The organism is Candidatus Pelagibacter sp. Uisw_113 (genome assembly GCF_047717815.1).
In the GTDB taxonomy this organism is placed as follows: domain Bacteria; phylum Pseudomonadota; class Alphaproteobacteria; order Pelagibacterales; family Pelagibacteraceae; genus Pelagibacter.
In genome coordinates this window covers 551,167-575,938 of sequence record NZ_CP159809.1, presented here as the reverse complement: position 1 = coordinate 575,938, position 24,772 = coordinate 551,167, and the positions used below count along the sequence as shown (strand labels likewise).

Sequence of the window (24,772 nt, the reverse complement as noted above, 5' to 3'; positions counted from 1 at the left end):
AGTTAAAAAAGAATTATCTTTTCGAGAATTGGAAGCTTCTTCTAGCTTTTCTACGACCAGGTTTTTTTCTCTCAACTGATCTAGAGTCTCTAGTATTGAGCTTTTCTGTCTTAAGTACCGCTCTATTCTCTGAATCAAATAAGATTAGTGCTTTAGCAATACCGTGAACCATTGCACCAGCTTGACCTGTGTGACCACCACCTGCAACACTACATCTTACGTCATAATCAGTTGCTTGGTTTATAATTTCAAATGGTCTTGTAATTTGCATTTTATGACTTCCACTAGTAAAATATTCATCAATAGTTCTGCCATTAACGTAAATTTTGCCAGTACCCTTTTTCACCCAGATTTTTGCAATAGATTTTTTTCTTCTACCAGTCGCGTATTTACTGTCTTTAAAATCTAATTTAATTTTAGGTTTTTTTGTGGATACTTTAGTTGGTGTGGCTGGTGTTTCCATATTAATTTCTTATTAAATTTTTACTGTTTAATTTACCTAGGTCTAAAAGTTTTGGGTTTTGTGCTGCATGAGGGTGCTCTTCACCAGCATAAATTTTTACTTTAGTTAACTGTTTTCTACCAAGAACTCCTCCAGGTAACATTCTTTTAACGGCTAATTTTAGTGTCTCACCAGGTTTGTTTTTTTCTAATAATTTTTCAGGAGTAATTTCTTTAATTCCACCAGGATGACCAGTATGTCTATAATATTTTTTGTCTTTAAATTTTTTTCCAGTAAATTTTGCCTGCTCAACATTTTTAACTACAACAAAATCACCATCATCCATGTGAGGTGTAAAAGTAGTTTTGTTTTTTCCTCTTACAATCATAGCTATGATTGATGCTAATCTACCAACTACAGCATTTTTAGCATCTATCTCGAACCAGTTGCTGTTTAATTCACTACTTTTTAGAAATTTAGTCATTGTGCGAGGATTAATACTATTATTAGATATAATGTCAATTTTATATTTCCCTTGCAATATCATACTTAAATGATAGTTTGATTGAGCCGATTTGTTCCTATTGCAGGCTAGTAATGCTAAAAAGGATTTTTACATACATTATCGGTAGGCGCATTTGAACTGTATTGTACGCCTTGCATTAAGCAAAAGTACTAAAAAAGGAGTATTAAGATGAGCACAAAAAGACAAAACCCTGAGACTATAGCCATACATGGTGGGGATTATAGAAGTGACCCAACAACTAAAGCAGTAGCTGTTCCAATTTATAGAACAACTTCTTATCAATTTGACAGTACTGAACACGCTGCAAATTTATTTGCTTTAAAAGAGTTTGGTAATATCTACACAAGGATAATGAATCCTACTAATGATGCCCTAGAAAAAAGACTTGCTGCATTAGAGGGGGGCTTAGCTTGTTTAACCGTATCATCCGGTCAAACGGCATCAACTTTTTCAATTTTAAACGTTGCAAAAGCTGGAGACAATATTGTTAGCTCTACCGATCTTTATGGTGGAACAGTTTCTTTATTTACACACACTTTAAGTAAGCTTGGAATAGAAGTTAGGTATGCAGACCCTGCTGATCCTAAAAACTTTGAAAAAGCCATAGATGATAAAACTAGAGCATTTTATGGAGAAACTTTACCGAATCCGTACTTAAGAGTTTTTCCTATTAAAGAAGTATCTGACATAGGTAGAAAATATAACATACCACTAATAATGGATAATACGGCCTCTCCCGTTCTATGTAAGCCCTTAGAGCACGGTGCTGCTATAGTTGTTTATTCACTTACTAAATATATAGGTGGACATGGTACAGTTGTAGGTGGAGCTTTAATCGATGGTGGTAATTTTGATTGGACAGCAGATCCTAAAAGGCAGCCCCTATTTAATGAACCTGATGCAAGTTATGGTGGTGCGGTATGGGGTAAAGTAGTACCCGAGTTAACTGGTGCGAACGTTTCTTTTGCAGTTAGAGCTAGAGTTGTCTTATTAAGAGATTTGGGTGCAGCATTATCTCCTGATAATGCATTTGGATTAATCCAAGGACTGGAAACTGTAGCTTTAAGAATGAAACAACATTGTTCAAATGCTGAAAAAGTTGTCGACTATTTAGTTAAGCACACTGAAGTTTCCAGAGTTATTTATCCAAATCAATACAAGGGTGAAATTGGAAATAGAGCTAAAAAATACCTAAACGGTGGAAATGGTGCTTTAGTTGGTATCGAGTTAAAGGGCGGTATTGAAGCTGGTAAAAAATTTATAGAAGCTTTAAAAATGTTTTATCATGTAGCAAATATTGGAGATGCTAGAAGTCTAGCAATACATCCCGCAACAACAACACACAGTCAATTAAATGAAGAAGAACTTTTAGCTTCAGGTGTAACACCGGGATATGTAAGGCTATGTATTGGTCTTGAGCATATTGATGACATTATTGAAGATTTAGAACAAGCTCTAAAAAGAACAGATAATGTTGAAGACATTAATAAAGCTAAAGCTGTTAGTTAGAGTTTTTATATACAATTGCAAGATAAGTAGTTAATACAAAAATTGAACCTAACTGGTGTAGTGATGCATATTTAATCTCTACACCAGTTAGTAAGGTTATAATTCCCAAAAAAATCTGAACCAATATCGCAATATCAAATAGTATAATATTTTTAGTTCCATAATTATTTTTTATATAGAGATAATTTAAAATAATAATAAAAAATAAAAGTAAATAAGCTGTAACTCTATGTAAAAATTGAACAATTGATGGGTTGTTAAATAATTGAGTATTAATTACATCTTTATAACCAACGTCATTTGGGAAAAAGCTACCGTTCATATCAGGCCACGAATTATAGATTAGACCACCATCTAAGCCTGATAAAAAAGCACCCAATACAATCTGTAAAACTATCAATTTGAGTATGAATAATAAAAGTAAATTTGGAATTCTTTTATGAAATTTTTTAGTTTTATAAATGTCTAAAATATACCAGAAAATTAAACATAGGATGAATAAAGCTAAAGATAAATGAATGCTAAGTCTAAAGTGACTAACGTCATTATTTTCAATTAATCCACTAGAGACCATATACCAACCTATTAATCCTTGAAGACACACAAGAAAAAATATCCAATAATATTTATTTGAATAATGTTGGATATTTTTAAAATATAGACTAAAGAAAAGCAAAGGTAGCAAGGTAAACAAGCCAACAAATCTTGCTAATAATCTATGAGCATACTCCCAATAGAAAATTACTTTAAATTCATCTAAAGACATACCATAATTAATATTTTGATATTCAGGTATTTTTTTGTACTCTGAAAAATAAAAATTCCACTCACTAATATTTAGTGGTGGCAGTATTCCAGTAAAAAGCTCCCAAGCTGTGATTGATAGACCTGAATCTGTTAATCTAGTAAGACCACCAACTGCAACCATGAGAACAATTAATGAAAATAAAGTTATTAACCACAATTTTAAATATTTTATATAGTTGTCGCTATTTACAAACATAAATTATACTTATAATAATTATCTTAATAACCAATTGAATAAATGTCGCCTACTAATAAAAAAAAACTAAATCAGATTAGAATAAAGCTTGATAAACTTGATAATGATTTACTTAAATTAATCAAAAAAAGATCCTCACTAGTCAATGAGGTTTTAAAAGTAAAAATTCATAAGAAGGAAATAATTGATCAAAAAAGGATCAATTTTATTCTTAAAAAGATTAAAAAAAAATCAATACAAACTAACATAGACCCCAAAATTACTAATAGAATATGGAAAAATATGATTTGGACTTTTATTGATTACGAAAAAAGAAATTTTAGAAAAAAGTAATACTATTTACTGTGTGGAGGTAATTTTTTTTCTACAAACATTTCATGTTTTCTTGTAGAAGGATTATATTTCTTAGCAGATAATTTAACTTTAGCTTTTTCACCACCTGCTGGTTTTTTAACATAATAAAAAAATGGACTATCAGGTTTAGCCTCTGGTACCAATCTAACTTTAACATGTGTTTTTTTTGCCATATTATTTTAAGCTTTTTATCTTTTTAATTAATTTAGAAATCTTCATAAGTTTATTTTTTAAACTATAATTAGCATTTATAGAATTATTTGGTAATTCGTCAAGTTTTAATGATTTATCAGAATTAAGAACTTTTTTAACACCAATAATTGTCATTCCCTGATCTTTAAGGAGATATTTAACTTTTTTTAAAACTTCTATTGTATCATTGTTATAATATCTTCTATTACCATTTAAAATTTTTGGCTTAATTTGCTTAAATTCCTTCTCCCAAAATCGAATGGTATGAGTATTCAGGGTTCCTCTTTTCCTATTTATAAGTTCAAGAATTTTAGCGACCTCACCTATTGATTTATAAGCGTCATTATTTTTATGCGTCATTCTTAGAATTTACCAAATCTTTAAATTCCTTAGAAGCTTTAAATAAAACAACATCTCTATTAGATATAGTTATTTGTTCTTTTGTTTTAGGATTTCGTCCAATTCTACTTTTTTTGCTCCTTATAGAAAAAGTACCAAATTTTGAGAGCTTTAATTTTTTTTCTTTTTTTAAATTTTCTACTATTGTGATTAGAAAATCATCAATCAAATTTTCAGATATGTTTTTTGAAAAACCAATCTGCATATAAATTGAGCTTATAAGGTCTTTTTTTGTTAAGTTAGTTCTTTGCATTAACTGATATTGTTTCTTATCTTTTCTATTAAATTACCGCTAACAATTCTAGTACAAACACTTAAGGAGTTTGAAAAGCCTATATAATCTGTTCCACCATGACTTTTAATAACAGGAGAGTCTAAACCTATAAAAATTGCACCATTATAAAGTCTTGGGTCCAGTCTTGCTTTAAATTTATTTAAATTTGAAATGTTTAACAAGGATGAAATTTTACCAATAATATTACCTGTCATAGCTTTCTTTAATTCACTTGTAATAAAGTTAGCAGTACCCTCAGCTGTTTTTAAAGCTACATTTCCAGTAAATCCATCTGCAACTATAACATTTACATCTCCATTCATTAACTGATTACCTTCGATGTACCCTTTAAATTCAAATCCAGTGTTATTTTTTTGGTTTAGTTGTTGATAGGTTTCTTTGATAGTTTCGTTGCCCTTAAGCTCCTCAGACCCAATATTTAATAAAGCAACTCTTGCTGTATCGTCTGGATATAAAGATTTAAATAATGAAGACCCCATAATAGAAAAATCAATTAAGTTTTTTGGATTGCACTCAATATTTGCTCCCAAATCTAGTACAACACTCATATTCTTTTTATTTGGCCATAAAGCTGAAAGCGCTGGTTTATCAATATTTTCAATCATCTTAAGATTGAGTTTTGAAATAACAAGTAACGCCCCAGTGTTACCAGCAGAAATAACTATATCAGATTTTTTTTCTTTAACACTTTGTATGGCTAACCACATACTAGTGTTTTTTCCTCTTTTAGCTCCCTCTAAAGGACTGTCTGTTCCTTTAACTATATCTTTAGTATGAATTATTTCAAATGAAGATGAGGGTAGCTGGTCATTGATATAATATTGGATTTTTTCCTTATCACCAAAAATTTTATAAAAAGTGTTAATGTTACTCTTATAATGATGATTAATTCCATCTATAATTTTTTTTGGTGAATTATCTCCACCCATTGCATCAACTGCAATCTTTATTATTTTGCTCATTTAATTTTGGACTTTTATTCCTTAGGATCTAAAACTTGTCTACCTCTGTACATGCCAGTCTTTAAATCTAAATGATGAGGTAATCTAAATTCACCAGATTTCTTATCCTCAACAATATTAGTAGATTTGAACTTCATATTCTGAGCTCTTCTCATTCCAGTTCTTGACGGTGATTGTTTTCGTTTAGGTACAGCCATAATAAAATTAATGCTTAACTACACCTTTTATATAAGAATTTAAAGTATTATTTTTTAAATTTAACCTATAATTTTCAAAATATTTAACTAAATACTCAATATTAGTTGAATTATCTAAAAAATTTACCAAAATAGAGTTTCTAGATTCTGTATCTAATTCATCCCAACTATGAATTTTATCAATCATTCCATAGAATAAGTTTAGGTAATCTTTCATTTTTTTATTAATTGATTGGTCACCATAACCAATCTCCCTGATGCTTAATTCAACTTGCCTGAAAGTAAAATCATAAATTTCTTGGAGTAGTTTTTTGCCATTATTTTCCTTATGAACTTTCAAAAAGAAAGCAAAATGGAGTAAAAAGAATATCAATCTATCAGAAAAAGTATCTTGATTTTTAAAACCTTTATACAAATCTTTATTTCTAGTTAATTTAACTAAATTGTTGTAGATATTGATGTATATATTGTTCATGAAAAATATATTACTTTTAACATTAATCTTAATTACTTCAAATTGTACTATAAATAAAATAGAAAACAATCATGGTTCTGCATTTCTAGAGATTAAGGAAAAAAAACTTTTAATCAATCAAGCAAATAGAAATGATATTCTTTCTGAGCTTGGTCCACCATCAACTAAAAGTTATTTTAATAATGACTTGTGGATATATATTGAAAAAAAAACGACAGTTGGTTCTTTTATTAAACTAGGTAAGAAGAAAGATTTAAAAAGCAATGTTTTAGTTTTAGAGATTAATAATAGAGGCACATTGATTGATAAAAAACTCTACACCTTAAAAGATGTTGAGAATATTAAATTTTCTGACAAAACAACTTCATTGTCCAGCAAGGATACTTTTGTCTATGGATTTATCTCAAGCTTAAGAGATAAAATAGATAGCCCAAAAAGACGTAGAAATAATGCTAATTAGCAATAACCGCCAACAGCAATAATGCTACAATATTAGTAATCTTAATCATTGGGTTTACAGCAGGACCCGCAGTATCTTTGTACGGGTCTCCGACAGTGTCTCCAGTTACAGCAGCTTTATGAGCTTCAGAGCCTTTTCCACCATGATGTCCGTCCTCAATATACTTTTTTGCATTATCCCAAGCTCCACCACCTGCAGTCATTGAAACAGCAACAAACAGACCTGTTATGATCACACCAAGTAACATTGCACCAACTGCAGCTAACGCTTCAGCTTGACCACCGATAGGTAGAATTACAAAATATAAAACTATTGGCGATAGAACTGGTAGTAAAGATGGTATTACCATCTCTTTAATTGCAGCTTGAGTTAATAAATCAACAAGTTTGGCGTAATCTGGTTTTTGAGTACCCTTCATAATTCCTGGGAACTTTTTAAATTGCCTTCTAACCTCTATAACTACAGCTCCACCTGCTCTGCCAACAGCTTGCATGCCCATTGATCCAAATAAATATGGAAGCATTCCACCAATTAATAAACCAACAACAACATAAGGATTAGTTAAATCAAAGGTTACAACTATTCCCTCTAATTTAGATCCTGCCGTTCCAGAAAAATGCTTAATATCTTCAACGTAAGCTGCAAACAAAACTAATGCACCTAAACCAGCTGAACCAATTGCGTAACCTTTGGTAACAGCTTTAGTTGTGTTACCTACTGCATCCAATGCATCTGTAGTCTTTCTCACGTTATTAGGTAATTTAGCCATTTCAGCAATACCACCAGCGTTATCAGTTACAGGACCATAAGCGTCAAGAGCAACAACCATTCCAGCTAAAGCTAACATTGTAGTAACAGATATTGCAATACCATAAAGACCAGCAATTGAGTTTGTAGCTAAAATCCCAGCAACAATAATTAATGCAGGTATTGCTGTAGCTTCCATAGAAACAGCTAATCCTTGAATAACATTTGTTCCATGTCCTGTTGTTGAGGATTTTGCAATACTTCTCACTGGTCTGTACTCTGTTCCAGTGTAGTATTCAGTAATCCAAATTAATAAACCAGTAATAACTAAACCAATTATTCCACAATAATATAAGCTCATACCAGTAAAGCTTTTACCATTAACAGTATACTCGCTTGCAAAACCAATTACATAATCAGTTACGGGGTATAAAATTACTAATGAAGAAACGGCAGAGACAACAAATCCTTTATATAAAGCATTCATAACATTCTTGCTTCTTCCAAGTTTAACAAAGAAAGTTCCTAAAATTGAAGTTAAGATACAGGCTCCACCAATTGTTAAAGGGTAGATCATCATATTCATATCGCCTACAAAAAATATTGAAGATAAAACCATTGTTGCAACAATAGTTACAGCATAAGTTTCAAATAAATCTGCTGCCATTCCAGCACAGTCACCAACATTGTCTCCAACGTTATCTGCTATAACTGCTGGGTTTCTAGGATCATCCTCGGGTATTCCAGCTTCAACTTTACCAACTAAGTCAGCACCAACATCTGCACCTTTAGTAAAAATTCCACCACCTAATCTAGCAAAAATTGATATTAATGAAGCACCAAAACCTAATGCAACCAATGCATTAACTACTTCTCTATCGGCAACACCCATTCTTAATAAAATATAATAATAAACTGCTATAGCTAATAAAGCTAAACCAGCAACAAGCATTCCAGTGACAGCACCTGATTTAAAAGCTACGGCAAGACCACTCGCTAAACCTTTTCTCGAAGCTTCAGCAGTTCTAACATTAGCTTGAACCGAAACTAACATTCCGACATATCCAGCTATTCCAGATAGTGTTGCACCAATAAAATAACCAAGACCAACTAAAGGGCTAAACACTGCACAAATAATAACTAAAACAACAACTCCAACCACGGCTATCGTTTTATACTGTCTTGTTAGATAAGCTTTAGCTCCAATCTGAATTGCAGATGCGATTTCTTGCATTTTTGCATTTCCAGCACTTAGATTAAGAATATTTAAACCAGTAAAAAACCCATAAACGATTGCAAGTGATCCTGCTGCTATGGTGTAAAGTAATATTGTTTCTATAAGTGAGTTCATGATGCCTTTTTAGTTGTTTGGTTGTTAAAATTTTATTATTTAAAGTCCGGACAATACAAAAAAAGCAATAAAAGGCAATATTTAACTTACTAAAACTTATGAAAATAACCCTTGTTTTTAAGGGATATTTGAAGATTTTTACCATCAATAATGGATGATTTTTCAACATAGCTTTGGATTGAGCCAATTTTTGTAAGCTTAACTCTACAATTAGAAGCTATTTTTTTTATGATTCCCATCTTGTTTTTTGAGGCCGTAAATAAAATCTGATAATCATCACCATTAGAAATATAGTTGATCTTAGATAGTTTCTTAAAATCAAGTACTTTTTTAAGATTATCTGAAATTGGAATATCTTTTAAAAAAAGTTTGAATGATAATTTTTGACTATTAATCATTTTATCAAGATCCGCTAATAGTCCATCAGAGATATCAATTGACGTGTTGGCAAATTTCTTAATTTTGTCTATTAATTGTAATTGAATATTTGGCATAAAATACTGATTAATAAAATATTTTTTTAATCGCTGATTAAGTTTAATTTTGTTTTGTAAAACTAATAAACCCAAATAACTATCACCTAGATTGCCAGATACATAAATATCATCATTAATTTTAGCTTTATTTCTATAGATAATATTATTAGCAAAACCAATTGAGATAATTGTAAAACTTAACTTATTTGAAAAAACCGTGTCTCCACCACTTAAAAATATCTTATATTTATTTTGTTCTTGGTTAAGTGCTTTGCTAATTTTTGATAAATTTGATTTAGAAAAACTTTTTTTATTACCTGACCCCGAAATAAAATAATATTTTGGCTTAACACCTTTACAGATAAGATCTGATATGGACGATCTAATTATCTTTTTAATAACTAATTCTGGCTTTTTAAAATCTATAAAATGATTACCTTCAGTATATGTGTCAACTGAAACAACTAATCTATTTTTTTTATCAAAAAAAACATCGTCATTTAAATTTAAAGCACTAGGTGATTTTGAGGAAAGTTTTTGAAAGTAATTTTTTATTAATTCAAATTCATGCATTAGATGTTCTTATTTTTTTAGCTATTTTATCCAGTATAGCATTCAAGTATTTTGTTTGAGAGTCTTCTAAAAAAAAATTTGATGCATCAAGATATTCTTTAATAATTATTTTAGTAGATACTTTTGGCTTATATAGAAACTCAAATATAGCTGATTTAACAATTATTTGAAAAACTTTATCTAAATTAGTTAGTTGAATATCTTCACTTAAATATTTTTTAACTTCCTCTTTAATCACTTCGTCTCTTTCTATTGTACCTAAAACCACATCCTTAATAAATTTTTTAAATCTATGTTTAGGAAAAGTTAAATCTGTGTCATCATTAAAAAAATTTCCGTATAATTTTTGGATAATTATAACTCTTGGACTTTGATTTGGATTATATGGAGTTCTCATTGTTATTGAGAAAGAACAGATATAACAGCATGAGCTGCTTCTCTTCCCTTTTTTTTCCTAGCTATAGCTTGACGCATATTAAGGCAAGTAATAATTCCATTACCAATGGGTTTTTTGTTTTCTATAGATAGTTTCATTATTGCATTAGTTGAAGCATGAGAAATAAAATCAAAGTGTGGTGTTTGGCCTTTAATAACACAACCAAGAGCTAAAAAAGCATCATACTTCTTAATATTTTTTGAAATTGTAACGGGTATTTCAAAAACACCTGGAACATTGATAATTTTTATTAAACTAGATTTTGGCAAAATGTCTTTTGCGCTATTAAGTAAACCTATAGAGATATCTTTATAATAATCTGCAATAACTATTAAATATTTTTTTTTCATTAAATGATTTCTTGTTTAGTAATCTTTATATCATAACCCTCTAAACCAATAACTTTTTTCAGAGATTTGGTAATTAATATCATATTTTTAATCTTTAAATCTTTAATTATTTGAGCCCCAATACCATAATTTCTTATTAGTTTATCATTTCCTTTTTTATAGAAATCTTTGTTCTTATAATCCTTGAGTGTTTGTGTAACAGATTTTAAGTTTGTATCTTTTATAAAAACTAAAACACAGTTATTAAATTTCTTAAAATAATTTAAAGTTTTATCAAATGAATTTGGTAATTGCTGATTGATTAAATAGTTTTGAACTACGTTAGATGAAATTACTCTAACTCTTGGTACTATCCCTTTTTTAATATTTCCTTTAATTAGAGCAAAATGCTCAGATCCATCTAAAAGATTTTCATAAATTCTAATTTTATATTTCTGATTTTTAACTTCAATATCAGATTGTTTTTTAAGTTTAATTAGTTTTTCTTTTTTTAAACGATAAGCAATAAGATCTTCTATTTTGCCAATCTTTAAATTATGTTTTTTTGCAAAGTTAAATAAATCTTGACCCTTAGCCATTGTACCATCTTCATTCATTATTTCACAAATAACTGCTGAATTATTTTTTTTAGCTAGTTTTGAGATATCCACAGATGCTTCTGTATGACCGGCTCTAACTAAAACACCTCCATCTTTGGCGATGATTGGAAAGACATGACCAGGCGAAACAATATCTTTTTTATTTACATTTTTTTTTGATGCAATTTTAATTGTCTTAGCTCTATCTTTTGCTGAAATCCCAGTTGTAATTCCTTTTTTTGCTTCGATAGAAATTGTAAAAGCAGTTTTATTCCTTGATTGATTTATTGGTGACATTAAGGATAAATTTAAACGTTTTGCCTGTACGCTATCTAGTGCTAGGCAAATTAATCCTCGACCATATTTGGCCATAAAATTAATATTTTTAGCACTTGAGTCTGTTGTTGATATTATTAAGTCTCCTTCATTTTCTCTTTTTTCATCATCAACCAAAATAAACATGCCACCTCTCTTGGCAATGGAAATTATGTTTTCTATTGGAGTAAAATTATTTTTTTTCATTAAAATAATTTCTAACGTATTTAGATAAGATATCTATCTCTATATTAATGAGACTGTTTTTCTTTAGAGATGATAAATTAGTGAGATTATATGTGTGTGGTATTACCCATATTTGAAAACCCTTTTTAGTTACTTTAGAAATTGTTAAAGAAATTCCATTGATACAAATAGAAGCTTTTTCAATTAAGTTTGCTCTTTCTTTTTTAACAAGCTCAAAATTAAATAAATATGATTTATCAATCTTATTAATACTCTGAATTTTACCTACTGCATCAATGTGACCTTGGCAAATATGACCTGATATTTTTTGACCAAATTTTAAAGGAAGTTCAAGGTTAATTTTATCATTAATTTTTAAGAATTTGAACTTTGATCTTTGTATAGTTTCATCTGAAAGATAAAATTCCATTATTTTATTTTTAATATCAATTAATGTTAAGCAAACACCATCACAGGCAACTGATACACCTAGATCATTACGTGTTAATTTTAAATCAGCTTTTACAAAAATATTGATGCCCTTTGATCTTTTTTCAAATTTAGTAATTAAGCCTTGGTTGAAAATTATTCCATTAAACATAATATTATTTGTAAAGTGTAATTATGTCTTTGCCTAATTCTTTATTAATTTTCAATTTATAATTATAATTTTTCTTTAATTCATTAAGAAAATTGAACTCTTTATAGTTAACCAAATTTGATAAACTTTTTGCACATTTGTATAGATAAAACTCGTTAAATAATCTTTTTTTAACAATGTGTTTAGAAAGGTCATTTCCTCCTTCAACTAATAAATTTCTACAGCCAAGGACATAGAGTTTTTTTAAAATTGACTTAATATCAAAGCTATTTTTAATTAATTTACCTTTGATTAAAGTTATACCTTTTTTTTTAAACATTAATTTTTCTTTAGTTTTGGCATTATGATAAAAAATTATAGTATTGTTTTTATTTGCTGTTTTAAAAATATACGAATTTTTTTTAGTTTCTAGATTTCTGTCTAAAATTATTCTTTTAGGAGAAAATTTATTCAAACCTTCTAGTCTACAATTAAGTTTTGGGTTGTCTTTTTTTAGAGTTTTGGAAGAAATCATTAATGAGTCATTTTTATATCTAAGAAAATGTGTAAATTTATCGGTATGAATATCTGAAATTCTTTTTGTATCTTTGCTATATATTAAGTTATTTTTAGAAATTGCAATTTTACCAGTAACGTAAGGAAGGTTATTTTTTCTATTAAAAAAATAAGGTATATAAAATTTATTAACTTCATTTTTAAGTAAATTTTTTTTTACTAAAATATCTTTAGATTGAAGAATTTTTAAAGTTTTACCATTAACTTTTTTATCAATATCTTCTACCGCATACACAACTTCTTTAATTTTATTTTTAATTATAATATTTGTGCACGGAGGAGTTTTTCCATAATGACTACAGGGTTCAAGGGTTACATACATTTTTGCATCTTTTAGGTTTTCATTTGAATTTTTAATTGCATTAAATTCAGCGTGAGGTGTGCCATCAAAACCTGTTTGACCAATTGAAAGTATTTCATTATTTTTAACAATTACACATCCAACGGAAGGGTTAATACCAGTTAGTCCATGTCGTGCTTTAGCCAGATTTAAGGCGAGCTCCATAAAAGTTTTATCTTTTTTTGAAAATTTATCTTTTTTTGTAGACATCTAATTTGTCCACGAATTGCACAAAGTCTTTTTCTTCTCTAAAATTTCGATATACTGATGCAAATCTAACATACGCGACTGGATCAAGATCTTTCAAACCTTCCATAACCATTGTACCAATTGTATTTGATGAAATTTCACTTTGGCCAAGCTCTTCTAATGCTCTTGAAGTCCTGCTTATAAACTTTTCTGCTGTTTCAGTATCAATCGGTCTTTTCTTTAATGCTATGTAAATTGATTTTGAAAGCTTATCTCTGTCAAAAGATGATTTTCTTCCATTCTTTTTAATAACCATTATTTCTCTAAACTGAACTCTTTCAAAAGTTGTGAATCTGGCTCCACATACGCAAAGTCTTCTTCTTCTTATGGCTGTGCCATCTTCTGTAGGTCTAGAGTCTACAACTGATGTTTCTCCTTTTTTACAAATTGAACAAATCATTATTTTAAATTTTTATATATTGGGAAGTGAGATGTAAGTTCCATAACTTCATTTCTAACTTCTTCTTCAATTTTACTATTGTCTTCAGGATTGTCAGATAAACCTTTTACAACTTTAGTTATTAATTCACCTACTTTTTCGAATTCTTTTAATCCAAAACCTCTAGTTGTAGCGGCTTGAGTTCCCAATCTTATACCAGAAGTAATCATCGGCTTTTCTGAATCGAAAGGTATTCCATTTTTATTACATGTAATATTAGCATTAGAAAGGCTTTCGGCTGCTAAATTACCTTTAACATTAAAGGGTCTTAGATCAACTAACATTAAGTGTGTATCTGTTCCACCAGAATAAATCTTAAAGCCATTATTCTTAAGTGTCCCTGATAAAATTTTTGCATTAGCTAAAACTGATTTAATATAATCTTTAAAGTCTGGTCTTAATGCTTCTAAAAAACCAGCTGCCTTTGCTGCAATGACATGCATCAATGGTCCACCTTGATAACCAGGAAATACTGCTGTATTAAATTTTTTTGCTAAGTCTTCATGATTAGTTAAAATAATTCCACCTCTAGCACTTCTAAAAACTTTATGAGTTGTTGAAGTTACTACGTGTGCATGTTCACATGGATTTGGGTAACCTTTACCAGCAACTAAACCTGAAAAGTGTGCCATATCTACCATTAAATATGCACCTACTTTATCAGCAATATCTCTAAATCTTTTAAAATCAATTACCCTAGAGTAAGCACTGCCCCCACAAATTATAAGTTTTGGTTTATGTTCTAATGCGAGTTTTTCAACATTATCATAATCTATAAGTTCCGATTCTTTATCAACATCATATCCTATTGGATTGAACCATTTACCTGACATTGAAATTTTTAATCCATGCGTAATATGACCACCAGAATTTAAGCTCATCCCCATAAAAGTATCACCAGGATTTAAAAGTGCTAAAAATACAGCTCCATTCGCTTGAGCTCCAGAATGTGGTTGAGCGTTTGCAAATTTACAATCAAACAATTTTTTTAATCTTTCAATGGCTAAGTTTTCAGCAACATCAACATGTTCACATCCATTGTAGTATCTTTTTCCAGGATATCCTTCTGCATATTTATTTGTTAAAACAGAACCTTGTGCCTCTAGAACAGCTTGTGAAACAATATTCTCAGAAGCAATTAGTTCTATGTGCTGTTGTTGTCTTTTTAATTCATCACTTATTGCTTTATGTAATTCTGGATCAGTTACGGATAAACTATCTTCAAAAAAGCTTTTATAGTTTTCGTTTAAATAGTTTTTTTCACTAGACATAATTAAATTTTCTTTATTCTTTTTGTGTGTCTTCCACCTTCAAACTTTGTATTTAAAAAAACACTAACACAATTTAAAGCATTTTTTTTAGTAAGCAGCCTAGATCCCAATGTAATGATATTTGCATCATTATGCAATCTTGATAATTTAGTAGATTTTAAATTAAAACATTGAGCAGCACGTATATTTTTATGTCTATTTGCAGCAATATTCATACCCATCCCAGAGCCACAAATTAATATACCAGTATGATTATTATTGGTTTTAACTTTTTTTGCAACTTTATGAGCATAATCAGGATAATCAACTCTATCACTATTGTATGGGCCTAAGTCTGTATAATTAATTTTTTTTTTATCTAAATGAAGTTTAATTAACTCCTTTAACTTATAACCAGCGTGATCTGATGATAAAAATATTTTTTTCAATCTAATTAAACTTATAATCTAAAACACATGCTACTAGATGAACTCTATTTTCTTCTCCACCATTAAAAGCATTATGATATTTTGTATTGTTAGTAACCCACACCGATCCATCTGCAGGCATATGTTTTGCAACATTGTCTATAACCATTAGGCAGCCTGGATTTGAAACTAGGGGTATATGCAATCTTGGTTCTGGATCTCTATGCCAACTCAATGTTGATCTTGGCTCCTTTAATAAAATCCTAATTCTACCTAATTTATATTTTGAAGAAAGCACATCAAACACTTCTTTAAAGTAGGTGTTTTCATAGTCGGGTATAAATTCTGAATAAGCAGCTTCATCAATTGAAACATCTCTTGAAACTTCTTTTCCTGACTTATCTGGTTTTGTCCAATAAACACCTCTAGCTTTGCTTCCTTTAACAGAGTCTGGGTCACCAGGAATTTGTGTTAGAGAAATAGCTCCAAAGTGGGCAATTCCTCCACCATCATCAAATTTTTTAGTTTGAATAATTTGATTGTAGGCTTCTTGTAATTTATCAATATCAAACTTGATATTTTGTTTTTGAAAGTCACTAAAATCTAAAATCTTCTCTTCTTTTTTTAGATCTAAGTTTACAATATTTTTATTTTCAATACTCATGCTGATTGTTTTTTACTTAATTTAATATATATTTGTATAATACATTTGTCGCATTTTAAAAATAGATTTAAACATGATTACAGGAAATTATCCAAATTTAAGGCTTAGACGCAGTCGTAAAAACGATTGGTCTAGAAGGTTAATTCAAGAAAATAGCCTTTCATCTAGTGATTTTATATTACCCATATTCTTAATTGATGGAAAAAATATAAAACAATCCATTAAAACAATGCCTGATGTCTATAGATATACAATAGATAAACTTGGAATTATTGTTGATAGAGCAATCAAAAACAAAATACCTATGGTCGCATTGTTCCCCTATACAAATAAAACAAAAAAAAATGAGATTGGAACTGAAGCATTAAATGAGGACAATCTTGTTTGTAAAGCCATACGATATATTAAAAAAAAATATAAAAATGAAATTGGTATTATGTGTGATGTAGCCTTAGATCCCTACACTTCTCATGGTCATGATGGTTTAATAAAATCAGGTTACGTATTAAATGATGAAACTATTGAAGTCTTGATAAACCAATCATTGTTACAAGCAGAAATTGGTTGTGATGTTTTAGCTCCATCAGACATGATGGATGGAAGAATTGGTAAAATAAGAAAAGCTTTAGATAAAGAAGGTCACGAAATGGTTCAGATACTTTCTTATGCGGTAAAATATGCATCAAGTTTTTATGGTCCGTTCAGAGATGCTGTTGGTTCAAAAGGTTTACTAAAAGGTGATAAAAAAAATTACCAAATGGACTTTAGAAACAGTGATGAAGCGATAAGAGAGGTGGCTCTAGATATTAAAGAAGGAGCTGATATGGTTATGGTTAAACCTGGCATGCCTTATCTAGACATAATTAAAACAGTTAAAGATAATTTTAAAATTCCTGTTCTAGCCTATCAAGTCTCAGGTGAATACAGTCTATTAAGTAATAGTATAAAAAAAGGGCTGATAGATAAAAACTCAGTATTAGAAAGTTTGATTTCATTTAAAAGAGCTGGGGCAAACGCTATAGTAAGCTATTACGCTGATAGAATTAACGATTTAATTAAATAATTATTTTAAAAGATTAATAAAATGAGTCCTAGAAGTTGGAAGGTTTAGATTGTTTGGTTTTAGAATACTTTTTTCAAGGTAATCACTAACAAGTTTTAAGCCTTTGAGTAAATTTTTTAAATTAACATCTTGGTTGCTTTCATCTATTAAAAAATTTGGAATACTTTTTTTCTCAGTTGAGGATTTAACAAAATAATTGATTTCACTATCAACAATTTCTTTTTCAACCCTATTTTTTAATTCTAAATCATATCCTAATAATTTTAAAAGTTCTAACTCCCAGAAAATATATTTTTGTATCCAATTATCATGAGTTAATATTTCAAAAAATTTATCGATTAATTTAAAAATTTCTTTATTAGACTGCGCTTCAGCAGTAAGAAGCTTTATAAGATGCATTGCTGAAGTAATACAAGATAGTTTTTGATTTTCGTCAAAATAGAGTGGAGTTAAGGCTTTTAGAATTTCTATTTTAAAATAACCAATTCTAGTAACACTTTTAGAATTATAGTTTACATAAATTTTATTACCAATTTGTAAATAGTTTTTGATTTTCTTTGATGTACCACCAAAAATTATCCCTGAGATTTTTCCATGGTTTTCTGTAAAAACTTCAGCAATTATTGAATTTTCACTATACCTATTTTTGGAAACTAAATAAGCGCTATCATCCCAATTCATTTTTTAAAAACAACCTCAATGCATAAAGAGGCAGCATTCTGTTCTGCGTCCTTTTTAGAAGATCCCTCTGCTGTAAAAAATTTAGTATTTTTTAATTTAACGGCAACTTTAAAAAGTGGTTTATGTCGAGGCCCAGTATTAGATATTAACTTATAAATAGGCAAGACTTTAAAAATCTTAAGAGAATACTCTTGGAGTTTTGTCTTTGCATCAATTTGAGTTACAACGCTCGCTGTAATATGATCACTCCATAAATTGAGAATAAATTTTTCAGTGAAATTTAAACCTTTGTCAAGATAGATCGCTCCAATTAAAGCTTCTAAACAGTCTGCTACTATTTTATCTTCAATTTCAATTTTTTTATTCTTAGGGTTTAAAACTAAAATATATTTCTCTAATTCAATTTTTTTAGCAATTTCTAGACATTTTTTTTTATTTACTAATGAGGCAAATTTTTTATCTAGCACCCCTTCTCTTTCTTCTGGATAAAGTTCTAATAATTTTTTTGCTATAATAAGACCTAAAACTCTATCTCCTAAAAATTCAATTTTTTCATTATTGTTTATTGAATCAAAACTTTTGTGCGTTAAGCTTTTTATGAAAATTTTTTGATCTGAAAACTTTAATTTTAATTTCTTTTCTAATATTGTGGGATTAATTTTCATCAAATAATTTTCTTAAAAAACCTGTCAAATCTAATTGTTTTATGCCATTTCCAAAAAGAAAAAATACTTCCGATTCTAAAATCAGATGAAAAAAAAATAAATTGGGCTTTGCCGACTAAATTATCTTCATGAACATAACCGACACTAGTCAGGTATCTACTATCTTTAGAGCAGTCTCTGTTGTCACCTAAAAAAAAGTAGTGTTTAGAAGGAACTATAAAATTATCAGAATTTTGAAAACTATAACTTTTTAAATATACACTATTATGTGTTTTGCCATTTGGAAGTTTTTCCTCAAATGTATTGACGTCTATAGTTTGATTTCCACAATAAATTTTATCATTTTGGGAAATTCTAGATTTAAATATTTGATTATTGTTTACTGATAGATCTCCGTTAATGAATTGAATATTATCACCTGGTAGACCAATTAATCTTTTAATATAATCTGTCCTATTATCAGCTGGTGTTTTAAAAACAATAACATCACCAACCTTAGGTTTCTTAGAAAATACTCTTCCATTTATTATTGATGGGCTAAAAGGAAAAGAATGCTTGCTGTAACCGTAAGAATACTTTGTAACAAATAATCTATCACCAATTAAAAGTGTTGGTTCCATTGATGACGAGGGAATATAGAAAGGTTGAATAAAAAGAGATCTGATAACAATAGCTATTACTAAAGCGTAAAAAATTGTCTTAATATTATCAATTATAATATTTTTAGTTATCATTTTTTTTGTAAAATCACGTAAGCTACAGAATATTTTTTTTCATCTGAAATTGACAGAAAGAAATCAAAAGACGATATTTTAAATTGCTTTTTAACAATTTTTTTAATTTTATCTGTGACTACAAATGAAGGTTTACCTAATTTATCGTTAATTATAGTTATGTCTTTAAAATTCAAATTATCTCTAAAACCTGTTCCAATTGCTTTAGAAAACGCTTCTTTAGCAGCAAATCTTTTAGAATAATAAGATTTTTTATTTGTTATTTTTTTGGCTATCAATATTTCTGAGCTAGAAAAAACTCTTTTAATAAAACTAATATTTTTTAAAGATTTATGTATTCTAATATTTTCTATTATATCAACACCAATACCAAGAATTTTCATATCTATTTATTGGTTATTTTTTTAAATGCCTTAATAGTTTTTTTTAAACCATGAGAAAGTGACTCACCAATTACAAAATGACCAATATTAAATTCAGTAATTTCTTTAATTTTACTTAGTATGGAAGTAGTTTTATAGTCGAGACCATGGCCAGCATGAACCTCAATTCCAAGCTGAACACCAAGTTCTGAACATTTCTTAATTTTTAAATATTCATTTTTATAATTTTTATTTTCTTTTACTAAATTAGAAATTTTCCCAGTATGTAATTCAACACAAGAAGAATTTAATTCTTTTGCAATTTTTATATCTTTTAACGTTGGGTCAACAAATAAACTTGTTCTAATATTTTTTTTATTAAATAATGATATTATTTCTTTTATTTTTTTTTTATTTTTTATCAAGTTTAATCCACCTTCTGTTGTTACTTCTTTTCTTTTTTCTGGAACTATGCAAATAAAATTAGGTTTATTTTTTAATGCTATATTTATTATTTTTTTGTTTAGTGAAATTTCTAAATTAGTGATTATTTTTTTATTTTTACAAATTTTAATAACATCAATATCTTTTATATGTCTTCTGTCTTCTCTCAAATGTATAGTTATTGAATGAGCTCCACATTTAGTTACATGCTTAGCAATGGTTAACGGATCAGGGTGAAACGATCCTCTTGCATTTCTTATTGTAGCAACATGATCAATATTAATACCTAGTCTTTTCATTTAATAAATCTACTTCCAGGAACTGTAATCGGAGTATTTTTAAGACTTTCTGGAAGGTTATTTTTCTTAAATGTCGGAACGTCTATCTTCATATGTGAAATAATATTCTTTTTTATCTTTAGTGAGTTCTTGGTTGATCTATCGATAATCGAAGCAAAGCCAATAAGTTTTGCACCTGGTTTTGTAATCAACTTAACACATTCTAAGCTTGATTTTCCTGTTGTTATAACATCCTCAATTATTAAAACTTTTGATCCTTTTTTTATATGAAACCCACGTCTTAAGGCAAATTTACCATTAACTCTTTCACAGAATATTGTCTCTTTTTTTAGAAGTTTACCAATCTCATAACCAATAATAACACCCCCCATTGCGGGGGCTAAAATCAAATCTATAGATTTAAATTTTTTTTTAATTTTTTTTGCTAATGAATTACAAATATCCTTAGCTAAATGAGGAAAGCTTAAAAGTTTAGCACACTGAATATATTTAGGTGAATGTAACCCCGATGAAAGAATAAAATGACCTTCTAAGAGTGCGTTAGTTTTTTTTAAAATATTTAAAGATTTTTCGTGTGAAAGCATTACGTTCCTTTAACCAGTTGTCCTCATGTCTAATGATTTTAAATTTTATTTCCTTCTGTTTTAACTCACTGATAAAATTTGTAAAGTTTTTCAAGTCTTTGATAATTAGATTGAATTTAAAATTAATATATTCTTTAGACTTTTCTTTCATTTCAACACTCGAGATGTTTAAACTATGGCTACCAAGCAAAGTAGTTATCTCTCCTAGCTTTCCTGGCTTATCAGGCAAAGAAATCCATAGCGTAGTATTGTATTTTTTAATTCTTTGAGCCTTCTCTTCTCCTTTTTTATACCAATACTTTCTAATTGCGGATCTTGCTTTTCCAGTTTTTGTAACAGGTATCCAGTGCAATGAAGGTGATTTATTTTTAGAGGTGATAATATCAACAACATCTCCATTATAAAGTATACTTTGTAACTCACTATCGTTACCATTAATCTTACAAGCTACAGTGCTATTACCTATTTTGGTATGCACAGCATAAGCAAAATCGATTGGTGTTGCGTCCTTTGGTAATTTAATTACAGATCCTTTTGGGGTAAAACAAAAAACATTTTCCTGAAACATTTGTAGCTTGGTATATTCATAAAAGTGTTCTGGGTTTTCATTCTTATCAATAATCTCAACTAAATCGGCAAGCCAATCATATTCTTTCCACGTTAATGAATTAAATTTTTCAGAAGATTTATATTTCCAATGTGATGCTATACCTCTTTCTGCATACTCGTGCATTTGCAATGTTCTGAGCTGTATTTCAATTGGCCTTCTATTGGGTCCTATAATTGAAGTATGTAATGATTGATATTTATTAATCTTAGGCGACGAAATATAATCTTTAAATTTTCCAGGTATACAATTCCACTCATTGTGAAATATGCCAAGAGCTTTATAGCAGTCTTCAATGTTATCAAGTATTATTCTAAATCCAATGATATCTGAAATTTGCTCTAGTGATATTCTTTTTTTTTGAACTTTTCTCCAAATAGAAAAAGGAGTTTTTTCTCTGCCAATAATTTCAGCATTTATTTTGTGTTCATTTAACAATCCACTGAATTGCAATGAAATTGAATTAAAACTATTTGCTTTATCATCTTTAATTTCATCTAATCTTTTTTTTATAAGTTTTCTTGCATTGTTATTTAGAACTTTAAAAGATAAATCTTCTAGTTCATCCCTAATTCTATGCATCCCCATTCTGTCTGCTAATGGTGCATAAATTTCCATAGTTTCTTTGGCGATACGTTCTTTTTTTTCAATTTTTGAAATCGCATCAATGGTCCTCATGTTGTGTAATCGATCAGCGATTTTAACAAGTAGAACTCTAATATCTTTTGAGGTTGCTATGATTAATTTTCTAAAATTTTCTGCTTTTGATGTTGATGTGGCTTGATTTTCAAAGACTGATATTTTTGTTACACCATCAACTAAATCGGCAACCTCTTGCCCAAACTCTTTTTTTATAGTTTCGTAAGTAGCATATGTATCTTCAATAGTATCATGAAGCAGTCCTGTTGCTATAGTTGCACTATCTAACTTTAGTTCTGTTAATATATTAGCTACAGCAATAGGGTGAATTGAGTATGGGTCACCAGAATCGCGTTTTTGATTTTCATGTGCTTTAACAGCAAAATTATAAGCTTTGTTTAATTTTTCTGGATTTAAAAACTTATTATAAACTTTGACTTTATTTATTAACTCTTCTGAATTAGGCATTTTTAACTATAACATCAATTTATATTTGTTTGATAGATCTTAAATCTTTAATTGGTAAAGAATTAATTAAATTAACTATATTAATCTTAGATTCTGGATGTTTCCAACCCCTATCTATTTCAAATAATGGCAACAAAACAAAATTTCTTTTAGTCATCTTTGGATGGGGAGTTGTTAGTTTATTGCTGTTTATATTCAAAATTTTCTTATCATAATCAATTATATCAATATCGCATGTTCGTGGATCATTTTTTTTTGATCTAACCCTGCCTAATTTTAATTCAATAAAGTTACAAATTTTTAATAATTCTAACGGTTCTAAGATTGTCTCAATTTTTATAACAATATTTATAAAATTTGGCATTAAAGGGTTTGGCCAAGATTTTGATGAATAATGAGATGATACTTTTATTATCTTAATTTTATTTTTTTCTAATTCAAACATAGCCATATGAATGTTGGTAATTTTGTTACCTAAATTTGATCCTATTGCTAAATATGATTGTTTAACTTGATTTTCTAATGTGTCTTGCTTTTTCACGATTCCAATCTCTATTTTTTTTAGTAGCTCTTTTATCAAATTGTTTTTTACCTTTTGCTACTGCTATTTCTATTTTAGCTTTTCCCTTTTTAAAATACATCTTTGTTGGAACAAGAGTAAAACCATCTCTCTGCATTTTACCAATTAATTTGTTAATTTCTTTTCTATTTAACAACAACTTTCGTTCATCAGTGGGGTTATGATTTGAATAACTGGCTTGTTTAAAAGCTGCAATATGAGAATTAATTAAAACTATTTCACCTTCTTTTTCTACAGCGTAAGAGTCTGCAATATTCACTTTTCCCTCTCTAATGGATTTAATTTCTGATCCTTTAAGAACTATTCCTGCTTCAATTAAGTCTTCAAAAAAAAAGTTAAAACTTGCTTTTCTATTTAAGCAAATAATTTTTAAACCAGAATTGGCTTTCTTGTTCATTAGAGTAGATTTGCTGATACTAAAGCTTTTTTGACAATATCCTTGGTTGGGTCTGTAACCTCAACCAAAGGTAATCTAACATCGTCATCGCAAAGACCCAAAAGTTTTGCGGCATACTTAACGGGGCTTGGATTGCTTTCTACAAACATGGAGTTATGAATGGGCTGTAAAATTTTATCTAGTCTGATTGCATCAAGCTTGCTCTCGTCATTTTCTGTTTTTGAGGCTTTCTGAAAATCAGAACATAACTTAGGAGCAATATTTGCAGTTACACTTATAGATCCAATACCACCTCTGTTATTAAATTCTAAAGCGTTATCGTCATTACCTGTCAGCTGAATAAAATCAGTTCCCATTTTATCTTTTTGCTGATTAACTCTATCTAAATCACCAGTAGCATCTTTAACACCAACAATATTTTTCAATTCAAATAATCTAGCCATTGTATCAACAGTCATATCAATTACAGATCTTCCAGGAATATTGTAAATTATAATTGGTATCCCACATTTGTCGTTTATTGCTTTATAATGCTGATATAATCCCTCTTGAGTTGGTTTGTTATAATATGGGGTTACTATTAGAGCTGCATCCGCACCTGCTTTTTCAGCGTGTGTTGTCAGAGAAATTGCTTCTTTAGTTGAATTAGAACCAGTACCAGCAATAACTATAGTTTTTCCATCACTTTCTTTAACGCATAAATCTATTACTTTTTGATGTTCATAGTGGCTTAATGTTGGCGATTCACCTGTTGTTCCGGCAGGCACCAAACCATTAGTACCATTTGATATTTGAAAATGAATAAGCTTAATATAAGCTTCAACATCAAGTTCATTATTCTTAAACGGGGTTATTAAAGCAACATTTGATCCTTTGAACATAAATACTTATAACATA

Annotated in this window: 34 protein-coding genes and 1 riboswitch; of the genes, 4 read left to right on the top strand and 30 right to left on the bottom strand. The window is 29.0% G+C overall.

All coding sequences use genetic code 11. The annotated features are described in order from the left end of the window. Nucleotides 1–13: 13 nt before the first annotated feature. Both rpsI and rplM read right to left on the bottom strand, forming a co-directional pair. Nucleotides 14–463 carry a 30S ribosomal protein S9 gene (gene rpsI / locus ABXT39_RS03180; RefSeq protein ID WP_415295819.1) on the bottom strand — a complete coding sequence of 150 codons (450 nt, stop codon included), beginning with the start codon at nt 461–463 and terminating at the stop codon, nt 14–16. Between the two features lies 1 nt (nt 464). Next, nucleotides 465–926 (bottom strand): 50S ribosomal protein L13, encoded by a 462-nt coding sequence (rplM, locus tag ABXT39_RS03175; RefSeq protein WP_415295818.1) that lies wholly within the window; start codon nt 924–926, stop codon nt 465–467. A gap of 137 nt (nt 927–1,063) precedes the next feature. Further along, nucleotides 1,064–1,132, top strand: a riboswitch (SAM riboswitch). Nucleotides 1,133–1,136: 4 nt separating this feature from the next. On the opposite strand from rplM, the gene ABXT39_RS03170 reads away from it, so the two are divergent. Further along, a complete protein-coding gene (locus tag ABXT39_RS03170; protein WP_415295817.1) occupies nt 1,137–2,477 on the top strand; it encodes an O-acetylhomoserine aminocarboxypropyltransferase/cysteine synthase family protein in 1,341 nt (446 codons plus the stop codon). On the opposite strand, the gene ABXT39_RS03165 is transcribed toward ABXT39_RS03170, so the two are convergent. Next, nucleotides 2,470–3,480: a COX15/CtaA family protein gene (locus ABXT39_RS03165; protein WP_415295816.1), complete on the bottom strand. Its 1,011-nt coding sequence runs from the start codon at nt 3,478–3,480 to the stop codon at nt 2,470–2,472. The genes ABXT39_RS03170 and ABXT39_RS03165 overlap by 8 nt on opposite strands. 42 nt (nt 3,481–3,522) lie before the next feature. Between ABXT39_RS03165 and ABXT39_RS03160 the strand changes: the two genes are divergently transcribed. Next, the gene (locus ABXT39_RS03160; protein WP_415295815.1) at nt 3,523–3,813 is read left to right on the top strand and encodes a chorismate mutase; all 291 of its coding nucleotides are present in this window, start codon (nt 3,523–3,525) and stop codon (nt 3,811–3,813) included. Between the two features lie 2 nt (nt 3,814–3,815). Here the strand turns inward: ABXT39_RS03160 and ABXT39_RS03155 are convergent, their stop codons facing one another. Genes ABXT39_RS03155 through ABXT39_RS03130 form a run of 6 tightly spaced genes read right to left on the bottom strand, consistent with a single transcriptional unit; the run spans nt 3,816 to nt 6,354 of the window. Further along, nucleotides 3,816–4,007, bottom strand: a complete 192-nt coding sequence (locus ABXT39_RS03155) for a 50S ribosomal protein L33 (RefSeq protein WP_006996892.1) — start codon at nt 4,005–4,007, stop codon at nt 3,816–3,818. A gap of 1 nt (nt 4,008) precedes the next feature. Further along, complete coding sequence (locus ABXT39_RS03150) at nt 4,009–4,386, bottom strand: MerR family transcriptional regulator (RefSeq protein WP_415295814.1); 378 nt, start codon at nt 4,384–4,386, stop codon at nt 4,009–4,011. Then, entirely contained in the window at nt 4,376–4,678 is a 303-nt protein-coding gene (locus ABXT39_RS03145; RefSeq protein WP_415295813.1) for an HU family DNA-binding protein, read from the bottom strand. The genes ABXT39_RS03150 and ABXT39_RS03145 overlap by 11 nt, the downstream gene beginning before the upstream one ends. Then, a complete protein-coding gene (gene plsX, locus ABXT39_RS03140; RefSeq protein WP_415295812.1) occupies nt 4,678–5,682 on the bottom strand; it encodes a phosphate acyltransferase PlsX in 1,005 nt (334 codons plus the stop codon). The genes ABXT39_RS03145 and plsX overlap by 1 nt, the downstream gene beginning before the upstream one ends. 14 nt (nt 5,683–5,696) lie before the next feature. Continuing rightward, on the bottom strand, nt 5,697–5,879 hold the full coding sequence (gene rpmF / locus ABXT39_RS03135; RefSeq protein ID WP_415295811.1) for a 50S ribosomal protein L32: 183 nt from the start codon (nt 5,877–5,879) through the stop codon (nt 5,697–5,699). A 7-nt stretch (nt 5,880–5,886) separates the two neighbouring features. Next, nucleotides 5,887–6,354, bottom strand: coding sequence for a ubiquinol-cytochrome C chaperone family protein (locus ABXT39_RS03130; RefSeq protein ID WP_415295810.1), 468 nt, complete (start codon nt 6,352–6,354; stop codon nt 5,887–5,889). On the opposite strand from ABXT39_RS03130, the gene ABXT39_RS03125 reads away from it, so the two are divergent. Continuing rightward, a complete protein-coding gene (locus ABXT39_RS03125) occupies nt 6,353–6,814 on the top strand; it encodes a hypothetical protein (RefSeq protein WP_415295809.1) in 462 nt (153 codons plus the stop codon). The two genes, ABXT39_RS03130 and ABXT39_RS03125, sit on opposite strands and share 2 nt — an antisense overlap. Here ABXT39_RS03125 and ABXT39_RS03120 read toward each other — a convergent pair. The 11 genes from ABXT39_RS03120 to ABXT39_RS03070 form a co-directional block, all read right to left on the bottom strand. After that, complete coding sequence (locus tag ABXT39_RS03120; RefSeq protein ID WP_415295808.1) at nt 6,807–8,912, bottom strand: sodium-translocating pyrophosphatase; 2,106 nt, start codon at nt 8,910–8,912, stop codon at nt 6,807–6,809. The two genes, ABXT39_RS03125 and ABXT39_RS03120, sit on opposite strands and share 8 nt — an antisense overlap. Before the next feature lie 89 nt (nt 8,913–9,001). After that, on the bottom strand, nt 9,002–9,961 hold the full coding sequence (gene thiL, locus ABXT39_RS03115) for a thiamine-phosphate kinase (protein ID WP_415295807.1): 960 nt from the start codon (nt 9,959–9,961) through the stop codon (nt 9,002–9,004). After that, entirely contained in the window at nt 9,954–10,358 is a 405-nt protein-coding gene (locus tag ABXT39_RS03110; RefSeq protein ID WP_415295806.1) for a transcription antitermination factor NusB, read from the bottom strand. Before ABXT39_RS03110 ends, thiL begins: the two co-directional genes overlap by 8 nt. 2 nt (nt 10,359–10,360) lie before the next feature. After that, complete coding sequence (gene ribH / locus ABXT39_RS03105) at nt 10,361–10,747, bottom strand: 6,7-dimethyl-8-ribityllumazine synthase (protein WP_415295805.1); 387 nt, start codon at nt 10,745–10,747, stop codon at nt 10,361–10,363. After that, nucleotides 10,747–11,847 carry a 3,4-dihydroxy-2-butanone-4-phosphate synthase gene (ribB, locus tag ABXT39_RS03100; RefSeq protein ID WP_415295804.1) on the bottom strand — a complete coding sequence of 367 codons (1,101 nt, stop codon included), beginning with the start codon at nt 11,845–11,847 and terminating at the stop codon, nt 10,747–10,749. The genes ribH and ribB overlap by 1 nt, the downstream gene beginning before the upstream one ends. Continuing rightward, nucleotides 11,834–12,427, bottom strand: a complete 594-nt coding sequence (locus ABXT39_RS03095; RefSeq protein WP_415295803.1) for a riboflavin synthase — start codon at nt 12,425–12,427, stop codon at nt 11,834–11,836. The genes ribB and ABXT39_RS03095 overlap by 14 nt, the downstream gene beginning before the upstream one ends. A gap of 4 nt (nt 12,428–12,431) precedes the next feature. After that, nucleotides 12,432–13,532, bottom strand: a complete 1,101-nt coding sequence (gene ribD, locus ABXT39_RS03090) for a bifunctional diaminohydroxyphosphoribosylaminopyrimidine deaminase/5-amino-6-(5-phosphoribosylamino)uracil reductase RibD (RefSeq protein WP_415295802.1) — start codon at nt 13,530–13,532, stop codon at nt 12,432–12,434. Next, nucleotides 13,513–13,971, bottom strand: coding sequence for a transcriptional regulator NrdR (nrdR, locus tag ABXT39_RS03085; RefSeq protein WP_415277649.1), 459 nt, complete (start codon nt 13,969–13,971; stop codon nt 13,513–13,515). Before nrdR ends, ribD begins: the two co-directional genes overlap by 20 nt. Next, nucleotides 13,971–15,281: a serine hydroxymethyltransferase gene (gene glyA / locus ABXT39_RS03080; protein ID WP_415295801.1), complete on the bottom strand. Its 1,311-nt coding sequence runs from the start codon at nt 15,279–15,281 to the stop codon at nt 13,971–13,973. The genes nrdR and glyA overlap by 1 nt, the downstream gene beginning before the upstream one ends. Before the next feature lie 2 nt (nt 15,282–15,283). Then, nucleotides 15,284–15,709: a ribose 5-phosphate isomerase B gene (gene rpiB / locus ABXT39_RS03075; RefSeq protein ID WP_415295800.1), complete on the bottom strand. Its 426-nt coding sequence runs from the start codon at nt 15,707–15,709 to the stop codon at nt 15,284–15,286. Between the two features lies 1 nt (nt 15,710). Then, a complete protein-coding gene (locus tag ABXT39_RS03070) occupies nt 15,711–16,352 on the bottom strand; it encodes an aspartyl/asparaginyl beta-hydroxylase domain-containing protein (RefSeq protein WP_415295799.1) in 642 nt (213 codons plus the stop codon). Between the two features lie 73 nt (nt 16,353–16,425). On the opposite strand from ABXT39_RS03070, the gene hemB reads away from it, so the two are divergent. Continuing rightward, the gene (hemB, locus tag ABXT39_RS03065) at nt 16,426–17,415 is read left to right on the top strand and encodes a porphobilinogen synthase (RefSeq protein WP_415295798.1); all 990 of its coding nucleotides are present in this window, start codon (nt 16,426–16,428) and stop codon (nt 17,413–17,415) included. Here hemB and recO read toward each other — a convergent pair whose 3' ends face one another. The 10 genes from recO to dapA are packed head-to-tail and all read right to left on the bottom strand — an operon-like array spanning nt 17,416 to nt 24,756. After that, nucleotides 17,416–18,096, bottom strand: coding sequence for a DNA repair protein RecO (gene recO / locus ABXT39_RS03060; protein WP_415295797.1), 681 nt, complete (start codon nt 18,094–18,096; stop codon nt 17,416–17,418). Further along, a complete protein-coding gene (gene rnc / locus ABXT39_RS03055; protein ID WP_415295796.1) occupies nt 18,093–18,761 on the bottom strand; it encodes a ribonuclease III in 669 nt (222 codons plus the stop codon). The genes recO and rnc overlap by 4 nt, the downstream gene beginning before the upstream one ends. Next, nucleotides 18,761–19,495 (bottom strand): signal peptidase I, encoded by a 735-nt coding sequence (gene lepB, locus ABXT39_RS03050; RefSeq protein WP_415295795.1) that lies wholly within the window; start codon nt 19,493–19,495, stop codon nt 18,761–18,763. Before lepB ends, rnc begins: the two co-directional genes overlap by 1 nt. Then, complete coding sequence (acpS, locus tag ABXT39_RS03045; protein WP_415295794.1) at nt 19,492–19,878, bottom strand: holo-ACP synthase; 387 nt, start codon at nt 19,876–19,878, stop codon at nt 19,492–19,494. Before acpS ends, lepB begins: the two co-directional genes overlap by 4 nt. 2 nt (nt 19,879–19,880) lie before the next feature. Then, nucleotides 19,881–20,600 carry a pyridoxine 5'-phosphate synthase gene (locus ABXT39_RS03040; RefSeq protein ID WP_415295793.1) on the bottom strand — a complete coding sequence of 240 codons (720 nt, stop codon included), beginning with the start codon at nt 20,598–20,600 and terminating at the stop codon, nt 19,881–19,883. Beyond that, nucleotides 20,597–21,184 (bottom strand): orotate phosphoribosyltransferase, encoded by a 588-nt coding sequence (gene pyrE / locus ABXT39_RS03035; RefSeq protein WP_415295792.1) that lies wholly within the window; start codon nt 21,182–21,184, stop codon nt 20,597–20,599. The genes ABXT39_RS03040 and pyrE overlap by 4 nt, the downstream gene beginning before the upstream one ends. Then, on the bottom strand, nt 21,141–22,898 hold the full coding sequence (locus tag ABXT39_RS03030) for a bifunctional (p)ppGpp synthetase/guanosine-3',5'-bis(diphosphate) 3'-pyrophosphohydrolase (RefSeq protein ID WP_415295791.1): 1,758 nt from the start codon (nt 22,896–22,898) through the stop codon (nt 21,141–21,143). Before ABXT39_RS03030 ends, pyrE begins: the two co-directional genes overlap by 44 nt. A 19-nt stretch (nt 22,899–22,917) precedes the next feature. Then, nucleotides 22,918–23,439, bottom strand: a complete 522-nt coding sequence (gene folK / locus ABXT39_RS03025) for a 2-amino-4-hydroxy-6-hydroxymethyldihydropteridine diphosphokinase (RefSeq protein WP_415295790.1) — start codon at nt 23,437–23,439, stop codon at nt 22,918–22,920. Continuing rightward, nucleotides 23,405–23,875: an SsrA-binding protein SmpB gene (gene smpB, locus ABXT39_RS03020; protein ID WP_415295789.1), complete on the bottom strand. Its 471-nt coding sequence runs from the start codon at nt 23,873–23,875 to the stop codon at nt 23,405–23,407. The genes folK and smpB overlap by 35 nt, the downstream gene beginning before the upstream one ends. After that, nucleotides 23,875–24,756: a 4-hydroxy-tetrahydrodipicolinate synthase gene (gene dapA, locus ABXT39_RS03015; RefSeq protein WP_415295788.1), complete on the bottom strand. Its 882-nt coding sequence runs from the start codon at nt 24,754–24,756 to the stop codon at nt 23,875–23,877. The genes smpB and dapA overlap by 1 nt, the downstream gene beginning before the upstream one ends. Nucleotides 24,757–24,772: the final 16 nt, after the last annotated feature.